We start from the raw sequence: 18,721 nt of genomic DNA, 5'->3' as shown, positions 1-18,721 counted from the left end.
AAGAAATATGCATAATTTTTCATAAAACTTGCATTTTTATGCAAGAAGTAGTATACTTAACTGCGACGTACCAAAACAGGAATTAACGGAGTTTGTGTATACGATATATTTATGGAAATGGAGTGAAACAGAGAAATGAATTTAAAAGGAAGGAATTTTCTGACGCTGAAAGATTTTACACCGGAGGAGATTGCCTATCTGCTTGATCTGGCGGCAGATGTAAAGGAAAAGAAGAAGAAGGGGATCCCGGTGGACAATTATCACGGGAAGAATATTGCCCTGATTTTTGAGAAAGACAGTACGAGAACGCGCTGTGCATTCGAGGTGGCTGCCAGTGATATGGGAATGGGCTCCACGTATCTGGGGCCTTCCGGATCCCAGATCGGGAAGAAGGAGAGCATCGAGGATACGGCACGGGTTCTGGGAAGAATGTATGACGGTATCGAGTACCGCGGATTCGGTCAGGAGATTGTGGAGGAACTTGCTAAATATGCGGGAGTTCCGGTGTGGAACGGCCTGACAAACGAATACCATCCTACCCAGATGCTTGCAGACCTTCTGACCATCCGGGAGAATTTCGGAAAGCTGAAAGGCATCAAGCTGGTATACATGGGAGATGCCCGTTACAATATGGGAAATTCCCTGATGATTGCCTGCTCCAAGATGGGGATGGATTTCGTTGCCTGCACGACGAAGGAGTATTTCCCGAATGAGGAACTGGTGGAGATATGCCGGGGATATGCGAAGGAATCGGGCGCCACGATCACGCTCACTGAGGATGTAAAAGAAGGCACGAAAGATGCGGATGTTATTTATACCGATGTGTGGGTTTCCATGGGGGAACCGGATGAGGTATGGGAGAAGCGGATCCGCGAGCTCTCTCCCTACAAAGTGACAAAAGATGTCATGGCAAATGCAAAGAAAGAGGCGATCTTCCTGCATTGCCTGCCGGCGTTCCACGATCTGAAGACAAAGATCGGAAAAGAGATGGGAGAACGTTTCGGTATTACGGATATGGAAGTGACGGACGAAGTGTTCGAATCAGAACAGTCGAAAGTGTTTGACGAGGCGGAAAACCGGATGCACACGATCAAGGCTGTGATGATGGCAACTCTGGGAGAGAATTAAGCAGCAGGAAATTCCCGGAGAGTCAGATATCCGGGGATTCAGGATGAATTCTTACGGCACACAAAGATAAATAAAAACAGAACAGGGGCAGAATTGTACGGGAACCGGCATTTTATGCCGGACCCCGTGCAGACTGCCCCTGTTTTCATGACTGCTTACCTTTCCTCTCACTTTTGCTCCTGCCCGAATCCCGGCATACTTTTCACTCCCCCGCCAGTTCCCAGGCTGTGCCGCCCCCTGCTGCCACGAAGACCCGTAGTGGAACGCCGGTTCTTAGGCTGCGTCCTTTGCAGCCTTAGCACCGCTGCGTTCCACTCCCGAGCGAAAGCGCGGTCGCCGTGGCAGCAGGGGGCGGCACAGCCGGACGACCGACAGAACTGTGACAAGTAACTGCCGGTATTCGGGCAGAAAAAATTTTTTCAGTCTGTACCGGAAAGTGGGGATGGTGTATAATGAAGAACCGGGAGGCTGAAAGAGGAAGATGAAAGCAGAGGTTTTGAAAATGCTCCGCGAAAGCGGCGGATATATCTCGGGACAGCAGATCTGTGAGAAATTCGGCGTATCCAGAACTGCGGTCTGGAAGGTGATCCGGCGTCTGCAGGAGGAAGGATATCAGGTGGAGGCTGTCCGGAATAAAGGATACCGTATCGTGGACAGTCCGGATGTAATGACGGAGGAAGAACTGAAAAGCCTGATGAGAACCCGTTGGGCGGGAAGAAATATTGTATATTATAAAGAAACCGATTCCACTAATCTGAGGATCAAGCAGCTCGGAGATGAAGGCGCGCCGGAGGGAACCCTTGCCGTGGCGGACAGCCAGAGCGCCGGAAGGGGAAGAAGAGGAAGAACCTGGGACTCCCCGGCGGGTTCGAGCATCTATATGTCAGTGCTGCTGCGCCCCCGGATTCTGCCGGACAGAGCTCCCATGCTGACGCTTGTCATGGCGTGCAGCGTGGCGGAGGGGATCATGGACTGCGAGGATGTAAAAGTTCAGATCAAGTGGCCCAACGATATTATTATCAACGGCAGGAAACTGGTGGGGATCCTGACGGAGATGAGCACGCAGATTGACTATATCAACCACGTTACTGTGGGCGTGGGCATTAATGTGAATATGACGGAATTTCCCGAAGAGATCCGCGGCACCGCTACGTCTCTGCGGCTGGAGACGGGGCATGTAGTAAAACGGGCACGGCTGATCGCCGCGATTATGGAGCGGTTGGAGCAGAATTACGGGATATTCCTGCAGACGGAGGATATGTCGGGGCTGATGGAAAAGTACAGCAGCCTGCTTGTAAATCAGGGCAAAGAAGTGATGGTTCTGGGAGCAAAGGAAGAATATAAGGCATATGCTGTCGGAATCAACAATACAGGTGAGCTGATCGTGCGCCGCGAGGATGGAACGGAAGAAGCGGTGTACGCGGGCGAGGTCTCCGTGCGCGGCGTGTACGGATATGTGTAAGAAGCAGGAGGATGGATGAATGGCAGGTTTTACAGATGAGAATGAAGAGATGGTATTGTGCGGCGCCAATGCTTATGAACAGAAATATTATCTGAATCCGGAATTTGAAGGGCTTCCGGATTCCGTGAAGGAAGAGCTGCAGATTATGTGTGTGACGTACACGGAAGACGTGGGCGGTATTCTGCTGCTTGTATTTGATGAGGAGGGCAATCTGGAGCTGAAAGTGGATCATGAGGAGGGGGATTTCTTCTTTGACGAGATCGGAAGCGTGCTGAAGATCAAGCAGCTTCAGCAGACCAAGATGGAGCTGTTCGAGTCGCTGGAGCTGTTCTTCCGGGTGTTTTATCTGGGAGAGGACGTGCCGGAGGAGAATTGAACCGTTTAGACGGAAAGACCTTCAGATGGAAAGGATAATACAAAAGTGGAGTTTTTTACAAAGGTTTTCAATCTGTATATTGAGAGGAAAGACTGGTTCCTGGAGCTGATCCTTGCCCATATCGGGCTTTCGGCTGTGGCGGTCTGCCTTGCGGGAGTGATCGGGCTGCTTCTTGGAATCTGGATTTCCGAGCATAGAAGGGCGGCGGCTCCCGTGCTGGCTGTGGCAAATGTCTGCTATACGATTCCGTCCATATCCCTGCTGGGAATGCTGATTCCGGTGCTGGGAATCGGAAACAACACGGCGATTGTGGCGCTGACGATTTACGGGATTATGCCCATGGTGCGCAATACATATGCGGGAATCACGGGAGTGAGCCCGGAGATTGTCATGGCGGCAGAGGGAATGGGAAGCACCCGCTTCCAGATTATGACAAAGATCAAGCTGCCTCTTGCCCTCGGGGTGATCATCGCCGGAGTCAGAAATATGGTGGTTATGACGATTTCCACAACGGCGATCGCTTCATTTATCGGGGCGGGTGGCCTCGGAGTGGCGATATACAGAGGAATTACGATTTATGATACGGCAATGACGTTCAGCGGGAGCCTTCTGATCGCACTGATTGCGCTGATCAGTGATCTCCTGCTCGGACTGTTGGAGAAAAAGATAAAAAAAGGGAGACACGAGTTATGAAAATGAAACAGTTTATGGCAGTACTTCTTGCAGGCGCGATGATATTTACCATGGCGGGATGCGCCGGCGGAAGCGGAGCGAATACGGGCAATTCCGGAAACGGGAGCGGGAGCAGTGCGGAAGGGGACGGCGCGCCGGATGAACCGGTGAAGATCGCCACAAAACCCATGACGGAGCAGTTTATCCTGGGAGAGATGCTGAAGAAGCTGATCGAGGATCACGCGGGATACAAGGTAGAGCTTACAAAAGGAATCGGCGGAGGAACGAGCAATATCCAGCCCGCCATGGAAGCAGGGGAATTTGACCTGTATCCGGAGTATACTTCAAGCGGATGGGTGCTTGTGCTTGGGCATAAAGCCGGCGAGGTGAGTGATGATGAGATTCTGGCGAAGCTTCAGGAGGAATATCAGGAAAAATTCGATATGACATGGATCGGGCTTTACGGACAGAACAATACCTACGCAGTGGTCGTGCGGACGGATACGGCAGAGGAGTATGGACTTGAGACATGCTCGGATCTGGCGAAAGTGTCGGATCAGCTTGTGTTCGGAGGAAATCCGGACTATATTGAGCGGGCGGACGGCCTGCCGGGCCTCTCCGAGGCTTACGGGTATGAGTTCAAGGATATTGTGGATATTGATATCGGACTGAAATACGAAGCGCTCCGGAGCGGGGACATCGATGTGACCAACGGATATACGACGGACGCCCAGATCAGCAGGGATGACCTGAAGGTTCTGGAGGACGATCTGGGGTATCAGGTGAATTATTACTGCTCTACGGTTGTAAGGGAAGATGCCCTGGAGAAGTATCCGAAACTGGAGGAGACTCTGGAAATGATGGATGGAATCCTCACGGATCAGAAGATGGCGGAACTGAACTATCAGGTGGAAGTCGAAGGCAGGGATGAGGCTGACGTGGCGGAAGAGTTCCTTGTATCCGCCGGGCTGATTGAGGAATAGCGTTTTACGGAGAATTGTTTTACGGAGAAGATACAGATGGAAATCATTCGATTTGAACATGTGACAAAATCCTTCGGGGATCAGAGAGTGCTTGACGATTTTTCCCTTGCGGTAAACGAGGGAGAGATCCTTACGGTGATCGGGCGCTCCGGCTGCGGAAAGACCACCATGCTGAAGATGATCAACGGTCTGGAAATGCCGGACTCCGGGAAGGTGTATGTGGAAGGGGAAGAGGTCGGAAGTACGGATCTGACCGCCCTGCGCCGCAGGATCGGATATGTGATCCAGAACAAGGGGCTGTTCCCCCACATGACTGTGGAGAAGAACATTACTTACGTTCCGGTTATCAGCGGGAAAAAGAACAAAAAAGAAAACCGTCAGACGGCGCTCCGCCTTCTGGAACTGGTAGGACTTGACGCGTCCATGCTCGACCGCTATCCGTCGGAGCTTTCCGGCGGGCAGCAGCAGAGAGTAGGGATTGCCAGGGCACTGGCGGCAGAGACAAAGCTTCTGCTTATGGATGAACCGTTCGGCGCTCTGGACGAGATCACGAAGCGGTCCATGCAGAAGGAAGTCCTCAATCTTCAGAAAAAACTGCAGATGACGATCGTGTTTATCACTCATGATATCCGGGAGGCAATGCGTCTGGGAAACCGGGTGCTCGTCATGGAACAGGGCAGGATCGCCCAGCTGGATACGCCGGAGATGATCCGGAGCCACCCGGCGGATGATTTTGTCCGGGAACTGACGGGAACAGAGGAGGAGCCGCACTGATATCAGTGCGGCTCCCTGTATAATCCGTTTTTTTACTGCTTACTTCAGCACTTTTTTCAGCACCTCGGTGACTTTCTTCACCGGGATGATCTCCAGCTTCTCTTTCACCTCATCCGCCACATCTTCCAGATCCTCTACATTATCCGCGGGAATCAGTACTTTTGTGATGCCTGCCCTCTGGGCTGCCATCAGTTTCTCCGGCAGTCCTCCGATGGGCATGACTCCTCCCCGCAGGGAAACCTCGCCGGTCATGGCATACTCCGGGCTGACAGCCTTCCCGGTGACTAGGGAGGCAAGCGCAGTGGTCAGCGTGATGCCGGCGGACGGACCATCTTTCGGAACGGCTCCGGCAGGCACGTGGATATGCAGGTCATGATCCGCAAAGACTTTGCTCTCCTCCGGATAGAGTGACTTGACAAGGCTTAAGGCAATCTGTACAGATTCCTTCATCACGTCGCCGAGCTGTCCGGTGATGAGCACATTGCCCTTTCCGTTTGTCAGCTTGCTCTCGATAAAGAGGATCTCTCCTCCGGCTCTTGTCCAGGCGAGTCCGGTTACGACGCCCGGCGTGGCGGACTCCAGTTTCTGGTCGTGGTGGAGCTGTCTCCTTCCCAGGTAATCTGCTACGTTATTCTTCGTGATGGAAAGAACTGCCCCTTCTTTTTTCACCAGCTTCACGGCAGCGGTGCGGCAGAGCGTATCGATCTGCTTTTTCAGATCCCGGACGCCCGCTTCCATGGTATATTCGGCAATGATTTTTTTCAGCGCGCTGTCGCTGACTTTCAGCATTCCCTTTTTGATTCCCATGGTGTCCATGGCGCGGGGCAGCAGGTGCTTCTTTGCAATATGGTATTTCTCCACAGCGGTGTATCCCGGGAAATTGATGACCTCCATACGGTTCAGGAGAGGTTCCGGGATGGTATCCGTGGTGTTTGCCGTGCAGACGAAAAGGACGTTGGAGAGATCATATGGCACGTTCATATAGTGATCTGTGAATGTGCTGTTCTGTTCCGGGTCAAGCACTTCGAGCAGTGCACTTGCCGGATCTCCGCCGTAATCCTTGGCGAGCTTGTCCACCTCGTCAAGGACCATAACCGGATTGGAAACGCCGCTGCGCTTCATTCCCTCCATGATCCTTCCGGGCATTGCGCCGATATAGGTGCGCCGGTGTCCGCGGATCTCCGCCTCATCCCGGACGCCGCCCAGGCTGATCCGCACATATTCTCTCCCCAGCGCCCGGGCGATGCTCTGTCCGATACTGGTTTTGCCTGTGCCGGGAGCTCCCACAAAGAGCAGGATGGAGCCGTACTGTTTGCGGTTCAGAGCCATGACTGCAAGCTGCTGGATGATTCGTTCCTTTACTTTCTTCAGCCCGTAATGGTCTTCATCCAGAATCTTCTCAGCCTTTTCCAGATCAATGGGCGTAAATTCCGGAGCCTTCCAGGACAGGCTGGTAACAAAGTCCAGATAGTCGTAGAGCAGTCCGTACTCATGGCTCTCGCTTCCTTCCTGGCGCATGCGGTTGAGCACTTTCTCCGCTTCCCGGCGTGCTTCTTTGTTCATGCCGGATTCTTCGATCTTCTTCTCGAATCTGCGGACATCGGAAATATTTTCCGGGTGCATCTCATCCAGTTCCCTCTGCAGGTAATCGATCTGCTTTTTGATGGCAGCTTCCCGGTAGAGCTGTTCCTGATCGCCTTTCTGTGCTTCCTGCGCTTCTTCGGAGACACGCGCCACCTCCATAAATTCGCTGATGGCTTTCTCGATCAGAGTACAGCGCTCACGCCGGGAATCTGCGGCGATAATGGCATATTTTTCCTCCGCGGTTAAGTTCAGATAATCCGAGAGCGCGGAAGCCATATCATATATATTCTTCCTCTGGAGGATGAAGCCGCGCGCCCAGAGACCCCACTGGTAACCCTGGACGAATTTGAGCAGGGCAGCTCTCAGCCGGTTAAAGAGCTCTTTTTCTTCCTCTTCAGAGATATCCTCAACTTCGGGACGAATGGAAGTCTCTGCGGTGAGCTGGCCGTTCTCTACAGATGCGCCTGTAATATCGATCCGCTCCAGCGTGCGCACCTGGATGGTATCTTCCTCGCCCGGAGCTTCGACCCGTGCGGAGATACCCACCGGGCAGAGATCGTCCGGGCTGATCTCCGTGCCTTCATTTATCTCATGCTTCAGAAATACAAAAAGGATCTGCGTGCCTGCCTCGATCGGCTCTTCGGCAAAATCGGCAAAAAACTCTTTCCGGAAGTAATAGGATACATCCGGGAGGAGCAGTATATTATAAATGGGACGTACAATCATCGTAGCTCATTCTCCTTCCTTTTATATTTGTTCAGGTTTGCTGACCTGCTTTTATCAGCACTCGACAAAAACGAGTGCTAAGACATCTGTAAAAATATAGCGAATAAGCCCAGTTATTCGCTATAAGAAAATTAGCATAAAAAAGGTTCTCTGTCAAGTGCCGCGGGATGGAATCTCCGGTATGCATAAAAATTTTATAATTCCCCGCAGCGGATCTGCTGTCTGGCGCCAGGGCTCCAGAAGACCCGTCAAAGGTCAGTAGGACATCAGGAAATTCAGAGATCCCGGGGGATTCTCCGTCCCTTTTTCCAGCAGGCTGATCAGGCCTGCAATGGTGTCCTCGATTTCTTCTTTGGAGGATGGAATCAGGGTGTTGTCCATCTTTATGGTAAGAACGATCAGTACAATCTCCGCAAGGGCGTCCGGCCGGTCAAAATGAATCTCTCCGCTGTCGATTCCCTGGCGGATAATCTCAGCCAGAACAGGCTTCAGTTCAACGATCAGGTGGTTGATATATTTCCGGTGCAGATATGCCTCCTCCTGCGCCCCTGCGACCGACCCCTCTTCCGACTTCATGTATTCGGCGGAAGAATTCCGGCAGGCCTGGAAGATCATTGCCATCCTTGTAAAAGGGGAGATCTCTGTCTGCGAGGAAAGGTTCTGCGCAGTCTTAAGCGGTTTCTCGTAATTGCGCTCCACAAGCGCTTCATAGATCGCGTCCTTGGAAGGAAAATAATAGTAGATGCTTCCTTTCCCGATCCCGGCGGTGTGGGCGATTTCGCTGACGGATATGGTCTGTACGCTCCGGTTTTTCAGCAGTTCCTGCATCGCGTCCAGAATCCGGTTGTATTTCAGTTGATTTGCCATTGTTAATGCCTTTCTTTTCTGTATCAGATTCAATATGTTTCACAGGAAATTATAAAACAGTATAGCACACCGGGCAGAAAAGAACCAGAAAGAAAATCTGCCAAAAAAAAGAAAATTTCGGGACCGCTTTTTGATAGGAACGACGATTGACCATCGGTCGAAATAGTGTTAATCTAACAGAGTAAACGATATGACCACTGGTCGAAATAGGTCGAAAAGGAGGATTTTATGACGTACGCGGATATGTTTTCAAAGGTAAAAGGCATGCTGGTGGGGGCGGATGTGAGCGATATCCATGAACATCTGGCATACCAGTTTAATGTGACAGGCGAGGCGGAGGGCATCTTTTATGCAGAAGTAAAAGACGGCGAGCTGTTTGTGGAGCCTTATGAATATTTCGACAGAGATGCGATGTTCACCTGCTCTGCGGAGACCCTGTTCAAGATTGCAGATGGAAAGATGGACCCGATCCTGGCAGTGACTCTTGGAAAACTGAAAGTGGAAGGAAATATTGACAAGGCTCTGAAACTGAAAGAGCTGATAGCGAGCAAGAGAAAATAACCGAAGACTCAGAAACGGAGGCGGAAGGCATGAGCAGAATTTTAAAAGGCGCGGCGGCTCTCCTCGGACTGGCGGCAGCGGCGGAGGCCGGCGGAACCGCATATTTCTACAGAAGAACCATGATGCGCTACAATGCGAAGACAGAGCGGACCATCAAGATGTCCGGAGTGGACTGGGAAAAGTATTTCCCGCTGATGCATGAGAGAAGCGCCTGGATGATGGAACAGCCCCATGAAGATGTGTGGATTACTTCCCATGACGGGCTGAAGCTCCACGCTACATATTTCAAAGGAGACGGAGGAAACAAGGCGGTCATCTGTTTCCACGGCTACACGAGCAAGGGACTCAATGATTACGGCAGCCTTTCCTGGTATTACCTGAAACACGGTTTCCGGATGCTTCTGATCGATGAGCGGGCGCACGGAGAAAGCGAGGGAACCTACATCGGCTTCGGCACCATGGACCGGCTGGACGGAATGGAGTGGATCCGCTGGATGATTCAGGAGGCGGGAGAGGATGTGCAGATCCTTCTCCACGGTAATTCCATGGGAGGCGCCACTGTCTGCATGATGAGCGGACTTAAGCTTCCGGAACAGGTGAAGGGAATCGTATCTGACTGCGCGTTCACCTCTGCGAAGGATGTGTTTACCCACGTGCTTCACAGCATGTACCATCTTCCGGCATTTCCGATGATCCAGATCGCAGATAAGCTGAACCGGAGAAATGCAGGGTATGGTCTGGATGAGTGCAACGCAGCCAGAGAAGTAAGAAAGGCAAAAGTGCCGATCCTGTTTATCCACGGAGACAAAGACATCTTTGTTCCCTGCTGGATGTGCGAGGAGATCTATAAAAACTGCGCATCGCCGAAAACGAAACTGATTGTCAAGGATGCGGGCCACGCTGAGAGCTACTACAAGGATACGGAGGCATATGAAGGGGCCCTGGACACATTTATCGGAGGAATAATGAAATGATGAAGACAAGAAAAGGTTACAAAGTGTATCCGCTGACCGTAGCACAGAAGTTCCACCTTTACTACCTGCCGTTCTGTCCGAGCGCGGCGGTGCTCAACATCGGAACAAGCCTGACCATCGAGGTGGAACTGGACTGGGATCTGCTGAAGAAATCCATCAATAAGGCATATGAGAGAAGCGAAGGAATGAGAGTCCGCTTTGCAAAGGACAAAGAGGGCAATTATTATCAGTACGTTGTAAAACATGAGGATCAGGACATTGAGTTTGTTGATTTTTCCAATGGAACCATGGAAGAAGCCGAGGCGAAGATGACGGAGTGGACGAGAGTGCCGTTCAAACTGGAAGATACCCAGCTGACAAGAATCGTCATGATCAGAATGCCGGATGGATTCAACGGCGTTTATTTCCTGGGGCATCACATGATCGTGGACGCCCAGTCGTTGATCTGTTTTCTGAAAGACATCATCGAGCTGTACTGTAATGCAAAATACGAAGGTGTGCCTTATCCGAAGGATATGTGCTCATACATCGAGCAGATTCAGAGAGATCTGGCATACGAGGCGGGAAGCAGGGCGCAGCAGAGAGATACCGTATACTTCCAGAAGGAGATCGAGTCTTCCGAGCCGATTTACAACGGTATTCACGGAACGGACAAGCTGGAGGCTGCCCGTAAGATGTTTAAAAACCCAAATCTCCGGACTGCATTCAACGCGTCGGACGATACCACGTCTGCCCTGGATATCTTCCATCTGGAAGCGGAGCCGACGAAACGCCTCATGGATTTCTGCGAGAAATATCATGTATCCCTGGCATGTCTGCTCCTCATGGGACTGCGCACATACTTCCAGAAGATGAACGGATTCGAAGATGTATCGATCAACACAGCGATCGCAAGACGGGCGACATTGAAGGAAAAGAAATCCGGCGGCACAAGGATCCACTCCTTCCCGTTCCGCACGATTTTCCCGGAGGATATGAAATTCATCGATGCGGTCTATGCGATCCGCGACAAGCAGAATGAGTATTTCCGTCATGCAAACTATGATCCGACGGCATATTTTGCATACCGGTCAAAGACCTATCCGCAGCCGCACGCAGGCCTGACTTATGAGCCGATCTCTCTGACCTACCAGCCGCTGACACTCAAGGAGAAAGGACTGGATCAGCTCGGAGATATCCGCTATAAGACGAAGTGGTATCCCAACGGCATGACCGCACAGGCAATGTACCTGACCGTTATGCACCGCCCGGAAGACAACGGACTCGACTTTAACTTTGAACACCAGATCAAGGCGGTTTCCAGGGATGAACTGGAGTATCTGTACTACTATCTGTGCAAGATCATGTTCAAGGGCGCGGAGAACCCGGACCTGACAATCGGAGATATCATCAAGTTAGTGTAAAGGAGAAGAATCATGTTTGAGAAATTGGTAAATATTATCTGCAACTATGTGGAAGTAGAGCCGGAGAACATTCATCCGGAATCACGTTTTATGGAAGATCTCGGATTTACATCTTTTGACTTCATGAGCATGCTCGGAGAGATCGAGGATGAGTTCGATGTGGAAGTGGAGCAGACTGAAGCTGCCAATATCCGCACGGTACAGGAAGCGGTTGACTATCTGGAAAAACTGACGGCGTAAGTCGGCCGGGAAAGGAATGTGGAGTATGCTTTGCAGCACAGTTCGAGAGATACTGACAAATACAGAGAAGAAATACGGTCCGGAGGACGCCATCCGCTACAAGATCAGCAAAAATGAGATCGAAGCAAAATCTTATACCCGGTTAAAGGAAGACAGCGAGAGCTTTTCCCGCGTCCTCGCCGATCTGGGAGAGCAGGGAAATCATATCGCGGTGATCGGTATGACCTCCTATCCGTGGCTTGTGTCCTATTTCGGCACCGTGAACAGCGGCAGCGTGGTGGTGCCTCTGGATGTAAACCTTCCGGCGGAGGATGTGTGCGATCTGATCGCCCGTTCGGATTCCACGGTCCTTGTCTATGACGAGGTGAGAAAAGACGTGGCTGCCATCGCAAAAGAGCGCTGCCCGCAGTTGAAATACATGATTTCCATGCAGCAGGAGGCGCACGATGATCATGCGTATGCTTTCTGGAAACTGCTTGAGGAGCATGGGGGAAGCTTTGACTATGAGCCGCAGCCGGATCAGCTCTGCACGATCATGTTCACTTCCGGTACGACCGGAAAGAGCAAGGGAGTTATGCTGACCCACCGGAATGTGGCGGAGAATGCGACCTGCCTTGATATGAAGATTCCGGAGCGCATTGTCATTATGACAGTGCTTCCGATCCATCACGCATACTGCCTGAGTATGGACATATTAAAAGGTGTGTCCCTGGGAGCAGTGATCTGCATTAACGATTCGCTCATGCGTGTGGCGAAGAATATCAAGCTCTTTAAGCCGGAGATGATCCTGATGGTGCCGCTGATGATCGAGACCATGGCGAAGAAACTGGAGGAGGCATCCCTCCTGCCGGCAAAGATCGTGAAGAACCAGGTGTTCGGCAAACAGTTCCACACGATCTGCAGCGGAGGCGCATACCTGGATCCCAAGTATATCGACATGTTCCGGAAATATGACATCGTGATCCAGCAGGGCTACGGCATGACCGAGTGTTCCCCGGTTATCAGCATTTCCCAGAGATGGAATATCCGCAAAGATTCTGTGGGACAGCTTGTGCCCAACTGCGAGGCAAAGACGGTGGACGGCGAGCTCTGGGTGAAGGGCAGCAGCGTCATGCAGGGATATTATAAGATGCCAGAGGAGACCGCCGAAACTCTGGAGGACGGCTGGCTCAAAACCGGAGATCTGGGATACGTAGATGAGGAAGGCTTCGTCTACCTGACCGGAAGAAAGAAGAATCTGATTATCACAAAGAACGGTGAGAACGTTTCCCCGGAGGAACTGGAGAATGCCCTGAGCTCCAACCGCCTGGTGGGAGAGGTGCTTGTCCGTGAACATAACGGTGTGATTGAGGCGGAGATCTATCCGGATCAGGATTACGTGAAGAAGAAAAAGATCAAAGATGTGCGCGCGAAGCTGCAGGAGGTTATCGACGAGTACAACCGCACTGCCGCACCGCAGAAGAAGATATACAGCCTGATCGTCAGAGACAAAGAGTTCGAGAAGACAACGACAAGGAAGATCAAGAGATTTTAAGAAAAGTGCCGGCGTGCAGGAGGGATGCTGCCTTCTGTATGCCGGCATTTTTTGGGGGATGTCAGGTCAAATGTATATGCTATTCCTCTTTTAGAATAATCCTGCACTTTTTCCTGTAACATGCAACGCCATATTTCAGGATCTTCTGCATTCCATCCTCGCGGAGCTGTTCTTCATAATGGCGTTCCTCGATCTGTGAGAGCGCCTTTTGGCACGCTTTATCAAGATCTCCGTTTTCTGCATACTTTACTTCTATGACGATTCCGATTTCTTCTGTATCAATCTCCATCAGAATATCACAGTAACCGTCTCCGGATTCTCTGTTTGAAGCTACATACCAGTTATCTTTATAGCTGAGCAGGCCAAGAAGAAGTCCGTGAAAATAGTTTTCTTTCATTTCCTTTCTTACTGCCGTATCACGGATGCTGATCGTGCGGCTCAGATATTCGTTGAATTTTTTTTCGGCGCCTGCAGGATCTCCATTTTTAAAAGACTCACAGAAGGCGTCCAGGGATGTCCCGTCTTTGCGTGCGGTGGTCTGAAACCACTCGGTTATCTGTTCCTCAAAGATATTTTTGATCTCGCGGTTGGGGATGGAAAGTCTGATCCTGTTTCCTTCCGGTTCTCCTCTCTGGGTCAGATATCCTGTAGTAAAGAGCAGGCTCCAGATATTATCCACGGAAGCATACATATCCTTATATGTCAGTTCCTGCCGGATTGTTTTCACAATGCTTTCGCCGGAGATCAGACGCTCTATCTCCTGCTTGGTAATCGACCGCGCATCTTCGAGAAAGTGGCGGATCACAGAGTTGTCACTTGTATTAGACCAGAAAGATTCCGGCTGAGCACCGGGATTCAGCCGTGCCTTGTCTACATAGCAGATTACATCCCAGGGACAATATACGTCTACATTGCCGAAGCGGTATCCATCATACCATTCCTTTACTGTGCCGTAGAGTCCTGAAAGACCAAAATAATTCAGAAGTTCCAGTACCTCTTTATCTGTAAAACCGAAATATTCATTAAAACGCACGTCCATAATGGAGAGAACTTTAAAATTATTTAATCCGGTAAAAATGCTCTCTTTGGCTACGCGCAGGCACCCTGTCAGCACGGCAAAGTGGAGATTATCATTTGTCTTAAGTGCGCGTTCGAATATATTACGGATCAGCAGTACCATCTGATCGTAATATCCGCCTTCATTTGCTTTTGCGAGCGGTACGTCATATTCGTCAATCAGAATGATCACATTTTTGTTATAATGCTTTTTCAGCAGCGAAGAAAGTGTATAGAGACTGCCCATCAGTATGCCGTCCGACATGATAAAAGCATCCTCATCAGCTTTCCCTATCGTAGTGAGCTGATTATACATTTCCTTTTCCTTCGCTGTAAGGCGGTTGCTTTCAAGAAGAAACTGGAAACGCATGGCCTCATTGCCGATCACAGAACACATCATCTCCCGGGCAGTCCCGTAGTCAAGACCATTTACACTTTTCAGGCTGACAGAGATCACCGGAAATTTTCCCATATATTCTTCACACAGTTCTGTCTCTTCCGCTATTGCAAGCCCATCGAATAACTCTTTCTTTACGCCGATCTCGAAGAAGCACTTCAGCATGCTCATATTCAGAGACTTACCGAATCGCCTCGGACGGGTAAACAGATTTACTTTGCCCCAATTGTACAGCAGATCCCGGATCATTCCAGTCTTATCTACATAGTAAAATCCTTCTGTCATAAGTTCATCAAAGTTTTCTATTCCGATTGGAAGTTTTTTATCCATGATCCCCGGCATATTCTCAAGCTTCTCCTTTCCCCGGCTGCAAAGTATCTGCCGTTTCGACAGCAGGTCGGAAACCGGTAAATTGCTGTTGCTTATCTATATCCTAGATTTTACCATCGGATCAGGGAAAGGACAAGGGGCACAGGAGAAAACAGGTTCGTAAAATCAATGAAACTTTCTTTTGATGTCATGCAGCAAATTAGCGTAAATGGTCAAGCTTTCCAGACTGTATTTCGCCTATATGCTGTCGGATGAGCTCTTCTGACCAATTCCACCACTTCATTTTCAGCAGAGAATCTATGGTTTCCTGAGAAAAACGCTTTCTTATAGGCTTTGCCGGAACACCGCCGACGATTGTATATGGAGGAACATCTTTGGTAACAACAGCGCGGGTCCCGATTACAGCGCCGTCTCCAATCGTAACACCTGCTAAAATGACTGCTTCATAACCGATCCAGACATCATTCCCGATAACAATATCACCTTTGTTATCCCACGCTTTTTTAATATCCTTTATATCCAAATCCCACTCTTCGAAAAAAATGGGGAATGGATAGGTAGAAAGCGAAGATAAGCTGTGGTTTGCACTGTTGAACAGGAATTTTGCTCCGCAGGCAATCGAGCAAAACTTACCGATTATCAGTTTGTCCTGGTTGATCGGGTACTGATACAGAACATTATTTTTCTCAAAATCTTGCGGGTCCCTGACAAAATCATTATATATTGTGTAATCGCCGATTATGATACTGGGATTGTTAATGACATTTTTCAAGTAAACAGTTTCTTTGTCTTTTGAGCGGGGATAAATTTTCTGTGGCATGGCTGCTCCTTTCATGTTATGCAAATGGAAAAGCAAATTTCTGATATTTATCAGTTTACAGGCATCCGGGCAGACCGTCTATACACTGTATAATACCGAAATGATTGGTATAAAATAAGAGGCTGCACCTGGCAGCCCCTTACAGTTACTTTTGATATATAATTTTCCGGACAGCATATAAAGATAAGCAGTATTTTTCAGACAGACACTCCATGGAAATACCACGTTGATACTCCGCTTTTATCTGTTGATTGCGCTGATCTAATTCCTGGCGATAGCCGGAAACTTCTCCCCAGTGTTTTTGCTGTTCCTGTTTGACAGGAACATAGATATATCCGCCCTGGACATAGGTTTGCAGCTCTTCTACCAATGCCTCCGGAAGAATAACCTGTGCATTAAGATATTTCATGCGGGCTTCCTCCTTGATATGATAGTCAGGCAGCAAAGCCGGCATTTTTATTTTGCGACTGTTTTTTACTCCATGCAATTGTCGCAATCTGCTGGCTTTGCATGGAGAGAAGCTTTATTCCTTTTTTGCGTGTTGATACACATACAGATCACTTCTTTCTTCACTTCCTTTTATCTGATACGATAATCTGAGACGGATACCGTTTAACATTACTTACTCTCGAAAAGCTCTGCCGTCTTTTGGACTGTACGCCAAATGACATAGTTGCTTTTCGTGAAGATGATCAGCCCTGAACACGGGCTGTTTTTTCTTTTATATAGATGTATATTTTTCGATTTATTGTAACAAATGGAGCGAAAACAATTGATATTCTGAAAATAAAAACACCCCATAGTGCTTGAAAAAAGCATTATGGGGAAGTCTTTCGCAAGAGGCGCAGACCGGATTTGAACCGGTGAATCAGGGTGTTGCAGACCCACGCCTTACCACTTGGCTACTGCGCCTGGCTACAAGCACTTAGCGACCGTCTTTTGGTCGCTTACGTGCGATGCATAGATATTATATTCACACATCTCCTGCATTATACCAGAATTCTTCGGATTCGTCAAATTTTTTTCAAACTATTTTTCCATTATTTTCCCCGGCAGTTTTCCCGGGGCTGAAATTCCAAAATGAGACAAAATGCGCAAAAAGTCTATATAGAGAACCTGAAAAAATATTGTAATTTGATACTGTGACGCGATGATGATATAATTTATCTAATTGGTTATATATCATGCACTCATTCATTTACGGGAGATATTGGCAGGAGGAAATAAGCAAGATGGAACTGCGTGTACTGAAATATTTTTTGACAGTAGCGGATGAAGGCAATATTACGAGAGCCGCAGATATTCTTCATGTTACCCAGCCCACACTCAGCCGTCAGCTGATGGAGCTGGAGGATGAAATGGGGACGTCGCTGCTGATCAGGGGAAAGCGTTCGGTTACACTGACGGACGAAGGTTTTTTGTTTAAACAGCAGGCGGAAACAATTGTGGAACTTGCAGACAAACTGGAGCATACATTTACAGATCAGAAGGATGTCGTATGTGGCACGATCCGGATCGGCGCCACGGAAGCGGTGGGAGGCAGGACGCTGGCAGCGCACATGAAAGAATTCAGGGAGAAATATCCGGACGTTCAGTTTGATCTTTATAATGGAATGGCAGATGATGTAAAAGAGATGATTGAGCGGGGGCTGCTTGATCTGGGACTTGTGATGGAGCCTATCGATACTGTAAAATTTGAATATGTAAGACTTCCCCAGAGGGAAACCTGGGGTATTCTGATCCGCCGGGATCATAAGCTCGCAGAAAAAGAGACAGTAACGATGGATGACATAAAGCAGTATCCCCTGATCATGCCGGGAAGAGAAAATGCAAAAAACGAGATTCTTCACTGGATGCAGTGCGAAGAAAGCCAGCTGAATATCCCGGCATATTATAATATACTTTCCAACGCAGCACTGCTTGTGGAAGCGGGAATGGGATGTGCGGTCTGCCTGGATGGGGCCCTGTCCATACACGCGGATCCGGAACTCTGCTTCCGGCAGATCCTTCCGGCACATATCACCAGGAGTGTGATCCTGTGGAAAAAGAATCATCTGTTTTCCCGGGCAGCTTCACTTTTCGTACAGACAATACAGGAACATTGAAAATGGTTATGGCATCAGCAGATACGGCTGATGCCATAACCATTTTCATCATACGGAGAAGGTATGATCTTTCATAATGAACAGGCATTAGACGCAGGGGCTGATTCATCTTACAATATACATGAAAACAAAAAAGAACGGCGAAATGCCGAAATAAACAGAAATTGAGAGGAAGGAAAAGACCATGAAAAAGAATATAGGAAAAAGCCTTGCACTTTATCCCACTCCGCTTGTTGTGGTAGGAACTATGGTAAATGGAAAACCGAATTACGTACTGGCAGGACATGTGGGAATTATCGGCCACGACCGGATTATGGTGAGCCTTGCAAAACCGCATTATACGAACCAGGGGATCAAAGAGACCCACGCCCTGACTGTAAATATCGTAGATGAGGCAATGCTGGAAAAGGCAGACCGGGCGGGATGCGTCAGCGGCAACAAGGTAGATAAATCCGGCATGTTTGCTTACCACACAGAGGGGACCGGAGCGCCGGTGATTGGCGAGGCGCCGGTTGTGATGGACTGTGTGGTGGATGATATTTATGAGACGGAAGGATTTGAGAGCTTTATCTGCAAGATCGACGGCGTTTATGCGGAAGAGAGCGTATTAAACGAAGCGGGAAAGATTGATTACCATATACTGAAACCGGTTCTTTTTGAGATGCCCACTTATGAATATCTCCGCACAGGCGATGTGATAGGAAAATGCATGAACATCAGCAAATAGCA

At 49.3% G+C, this 18,721-nt stretch carries 18 protein-coding genes, 1 tRNA gene and 1 pseudogene; 14 read left to right on the top strand and 6 right to left on the bottom strand.

Features of this window, described 5'->3' with window-relative positions; translation table 11 throughout:
• The first annotated feature begins 135 nt into the window (after positions 1 to 135).
• The 6 genes from argF (at position 136) to B5F07_RS07300 (ending at position 5,395) form a co-directional block, all read left to right on the top strand.
• A complete protein-coding gene (gene argF, locus B5F07_RS07325) occupies positions 136 to 1,128 on the top strand; it encodes an ornithine carbamoyltransferase (RefSeq protein ID WP_087160615.1) in 993 nt (330 codons plus the stop codon).
• Positions 1,129 to 1,609: 481 nt separating this feature from the next.
• Positions 1,610 to 2,590: a biotin--[acetyl-CoA-carboxylase] ligase gene (locus tag B5F07_RS07320; RefSeq protein WP_087160614.1), complete on the top strand. Its 981-nt coding sequence runs from the start codon at positions 1,610 to 1,612 to the stop codon at positions 2,588 to 2,590.
• Between the two features lie 19 nt (positions 2,591 to 2,609).
• A complete protein-coding gene (locus tag B5F07_RS07315; RefSeq protein WP_087160613.1) occupies positions 2,610 to 2,966 on the top strand; it encodes a DUF6145 family protein in 357 nt (118 codons plus the stop codon).
• 45 nt (positions 2,967 to 3,011) lie between these two features.
• On the top strand, positions 3,012 to 3,659 hold the full coding sequence (locus B5F07_RS07310) for an ABC transporter permease (RefSeq protein ID WP_087160612.1): 648 nt from the start codon (positions 3,012 to 3,014) through the stop codon (positions 3,657 to 3,659).
• A complete protein-coding gene (locus B5F07_RS07305; RefSeq protein ID WP_087160611.1) occupies positions 3,656 to 4,621 on the top strand; it encodes a glycine betaine ABC transporter substrate-binding protein in 966 nt (321 codons plus the stop codon). Before B5F07_RS07310 ends, B5F07_RS07305 begins: the two co-directional genes overlap by 4 nt.
• Before the next feature lie 36 nt (positions 4,622 to 4,657).
• Entirely contained in the window at positions 4,658 to 5,395 is a 738-nt protein-coding gene (locus tag B5F07_RS07300) for an ATP-binding cassette domain-containing protein (protein WP_191403235.1), read from the top strand.
• Between the two features lie 39 nt (positions 5,396 to 5,434).
• Here the strand turns inward: B5F07_RS07300 and lon are convergent, their stop codons facing one another.
• Both lon and B5F07_RS07290 read right to left on the bottom strand, forming a co-directional pair.
• Entirely contained in the window at positions 5,435 to 7,705 is a 2,271-nt protein-coding gene (gene lon, locus B5F07_RS07295) for an endopeptidase La (RefSeq protein WP_087160609.1), read from the bottom strand.
• A 255-nt stretch (positions 7,706 to 7,960) separates the two neighbouring features.
• Entirely contained in the window at positions 7,961 to 8,572 is a 612-nt protein-coding gene (locus B5F07_RS07290; RefSeq protein ID WP_087160608.1) for a TetR/AcrR family transcriptional regulator, read from the bottom strand.
• 228 nt (positions 8,573 to 8,800) lie between these two features.
• Here B5F07_RS07290 and B5F07_RS07285 point away from each other — a divergent pair, with 228 nt between their 5' ends.
• The 5 genes from B5F07_RS07285 to B5F07_RS07265 are packed head-to-tail and all read left to right on the top strand — an operon-like array spanning position 8,801 to position 13,284.
• A complete protein-coding gene (locus B5F07_RS07285) occupies positions 8,801 to 9,133 on the top strand; it encodes an SCP2 sterol-binding domain-containing protein (protein ID WP_087160607.1) in 333 nt (110 codons plus the stop codon).
• Positions 9,134 to 9,162: 29 nt separating this feature from the next.
• On the top strand, positions 9,163 to 10,107 hold the full coding sequence (locus tag B5F07_RS07280; protein ID WP_087160606.1) for an alpha/beta hydrolase: 945 nt from the start codon (positions 9,163 to 9,165) through the stop codon (positions 10,105 to 10,107).
• Entirely contained in the window at positions 10,107 to 11,510 is a 1,404-nt protein-coding gene (locus B5F07_RS07275; RefSeq protein WP_087160670.1) for a condensation domain-containing protein, read from the top strand. The genes B5F07_RS07280 and B5F07_RS07275 overlap by 1 nt, the downstream gene beginning before the upstream one ends.
• Positions 11,511 to 11,522: 12 nt before the next feature.
• The gene (locus B5F07_RS07270) at positions 11,523 to 11,750 is read left to right on the top strand and encodes an acyl carrier protein (RefSeq protein WP_087160605.1); all 228 of its coding nucleotides are present in this window, start codon (positions 11,523 to 11,525) and stop codon (positions 11,748 to 11,750) included.
• Positions 11,751 to 11,775: 25 nt separating this feature from the next.
• Positions 11,776 to 13,284 carry an AMP-binding protein gene (locus B5F07_RS07265; RefSeq protein WP_087160604.1) on the top strand — a complete coding sequence of 503 codons (1,509 nt, stop codon included), beginning with the start codon at positions 11,776 to 11,778 and terminating at the stop codon, positions 13,282 to 13,284.
• 79 nt (positions 13,285 to 13,363) lie between these two features.
• On the opposite strand, the gene B5F07_RS07260 is transcribed toward B5F07_RS07265, so the two are convergent.
• From B5F07_RS07260 to B5F07_RS07250, 3 genes are all read right to left on the bottom strand, one after another.
• On the bottom strand, positions 13,364 to 15,079 hold the full coding sequence (locus tag B5F07_RS07260) for an AAA family ATPase (protein ID WP_242972459.1): 1,716 nt from the start codon (positions 15,077 to 15,079) through the stop codon (positions 13,364 to 13,366).
• 187 nt (positions 15,080 to 15,266) lie between these two features.
• Positions 15,267 to 15,887, bottom strand: a complete 621-nt coding sequence (locus tag B5F07_RS07255; RefSeq protein WP_087160603.1) for a CatB-related O-acetyltransferase — start codon at positions 15,885 to 15,887, stop codon at positions 15,267 to 15,269.
• Between the two features lie 145 nt (positions 15,888 to 16,032).
• Complete coding sequence (locus tag B5F07_RS07250) at positions 16,033 to 16,296, bottom strand: CD3324 family protein (RefSeq protein ID WP_191403231.1); 264 nt, start codon at positions 16,294 to 16,296, stop codon at positions 16,033 to 16,035.
• Between the two features lie 212 nt (positions 16,297 to 16,508).
• Between B5F07_RS07250 and B5F07_RS23670 the strand changes: the two are divergent.
• Positions 16,509 to 16,589: pseudogene (locus B5F07_RS23670) on the top strand (helix-turn-helix domain-containing protein); the annotation flags it as partial.
• Positions 16,590 to 16,727: 138 nt separating this feature from the next.
• Here B5F07_RS23670 and B5F07_RS07240 read toward each other — a convergent pair.
• Positions 16,728 to 16,799: transfer RNA gene (locus tag B5F07_RS07240), tRNA-Cys, on the bottom strand.
• 320 nt (positions 16,800 to 17,119) lie between these two features.
• Here B5F07_RS07240 and B5F07_RS07235 point away from each other — a divergent pair.
• Both B5F07_RS07235 and B5F07_RS07230 read left to right on the top strand, forming a co-directional pair.
• Complete coding sequence (locus tag B5F07_RS07235; RefSeq protein ID WP_087160601.1) at positions 17,120 to 17,992, top strand: LysR family transcriptional regulator; 873 nt, start codon at positions 17,120 to 17,122, stop codon at positions 17,990 to 17,992.
• Between the two features lie 184 nt (positions 17,993 to 18,176).
• Positions 18,177 to 18,719 (top strand): flavin reductase family protein, encoded by a 543-nt coding sequence (locus tag B5F07_RS07230; RefSeq protein WP_087160600.1) that lies wholly within the window; start codon positions 18,177 to 18,179, stop codon positions 18,717 to 18,719.
• The last annotated feature ends 2 nt before the right edge of the window (positions 18,720 to 18,721 follow it).

The sequence above is a fragment of the Lachnoclostridium sp. An169 genome (assembly GCF_002160525.1).
Lineage (GTDB): Bacteria > Bacillota > Clostridia > Lachnospirales > Lachnospiraceae > Mediterraneibacter > Mediterraneibacter cottocaccae.
The sequence above is the reverse complement of the archived record's forward strand: the minus strand, read 5'-3'. Positions and strand labels throughout refer to the sequence as shown.

Coding starts and splice junctions, on each gene's coding strand:
- argF (WP_087160615.1), top strand. CDS start 136: ATGAATTTAAAAGGAAGGAATTTTCTGACGCTGAAAGATTTTACACCG.
- B5F07_RS07320 (WP_087160614.1), top strand. CDS start 1,610: ATGAAAGCAGAGGTTTTGAAAATGCTCCGCGAAAGCGGCGGATATATC.
- B5F07_RS07315 (WP_087160613.1), top strand. CDS start 2,610: ATGGCAGGTTTTACAGATGAGAATGAAGAGATGGTATTGTGCGGCGCC.
- B5F07_RS07305 (WP_087160611.1), top strand. CDS start 3,656: ATGAAAATGAAACAGTTTATGGCAGTACTTCTTGCAGGCGCGATGATA.
- B5F07_RS07300 (WP_191403235.1), top strand. CDS start 4,658: ATGGAAATCATTCGATTTGAACATGTGACAAAATCCTTCGGGGATCAG.
- lon (WP_087160609.1), bottom strand. CDS start 7,705: ATGATTGTACGTCCCATTTATAATATACTGCTCCTCCCGGATGTATCC.
- B5F07_RS07290 (WP_087160608.1), bottom strand. CDS start 8,572: ATGGCAAATCAACTGAAATACAACCGGATTCTGGACGCGATGCAGGAA.
- B5F07_RS07285 (WP_087160607.1), top strand. CDS start 8,801: ATGACGTACGCGGATATGTTTTCAAAGGTAAAAGGCATGCTGGTGGGG.
- B5F07_RS07280 (WP_087160606.1), top strand. CDS start 9,163: ATGAGCAGAATTTTAAAAGGCGCGGCGGCTCTCCTCGGACTGGCGGCA.
- B5F07_RS07275 (WP_087160670.1), top strand. CDS start 10,107: ATGAAGACAAGAAAAGGTTACAAAGTGTATCCGCTGACCGTAGCACAG.
- B5F07_RS07270 (WP_087160605.1), top strand. CDS start 11,523: ATGTTTGAGAAATTGGTAAATATTATCTGCAACTATGTGGAAGTAGAG.
- B5F07_RS07265 (WP_087160604.1), top strand. CDS start 11,776: ATGCTTTGCAGCACAGTTCGAGAGATACTGACAAATACAGAGAAGAAA.
- B5F07_RS07260 (WP_242972459.1), bottom strand. CDS start 15,079: ATGCCGGGGATCATGGATAAAAAACTTCCAATCGGAATAGAAAACTTT.
- B5F07_RS07255 (WP_087160603.1), bottom strand. CDS start 15,887: ATGCCACAGAAAATTTATCCCCGCTCAAAAGACAAAGAAACTGTTTAC.
- B5F07_RS07250 (WP_191403231.1), bottom strand. CDS start 16,296: ATGAAATATCTTAATGCACAGGTTATTCTTCCGGAGGCATTGGTAGAA.
- B5F07_RS07235 (WP_087160601.1), top strand. CDS start 17,120: ATGGAACTGCGTGTACTGAAATATTTTTTGACAGTAGCGGATGAAGGC.
- B5F07_RS07230 (WP_087160600.1), top strand. CDS start 18,177: ATGAAAAAGAATATAGGAAAAAGCCTTGCACTTTATCCCACTCCGCTT.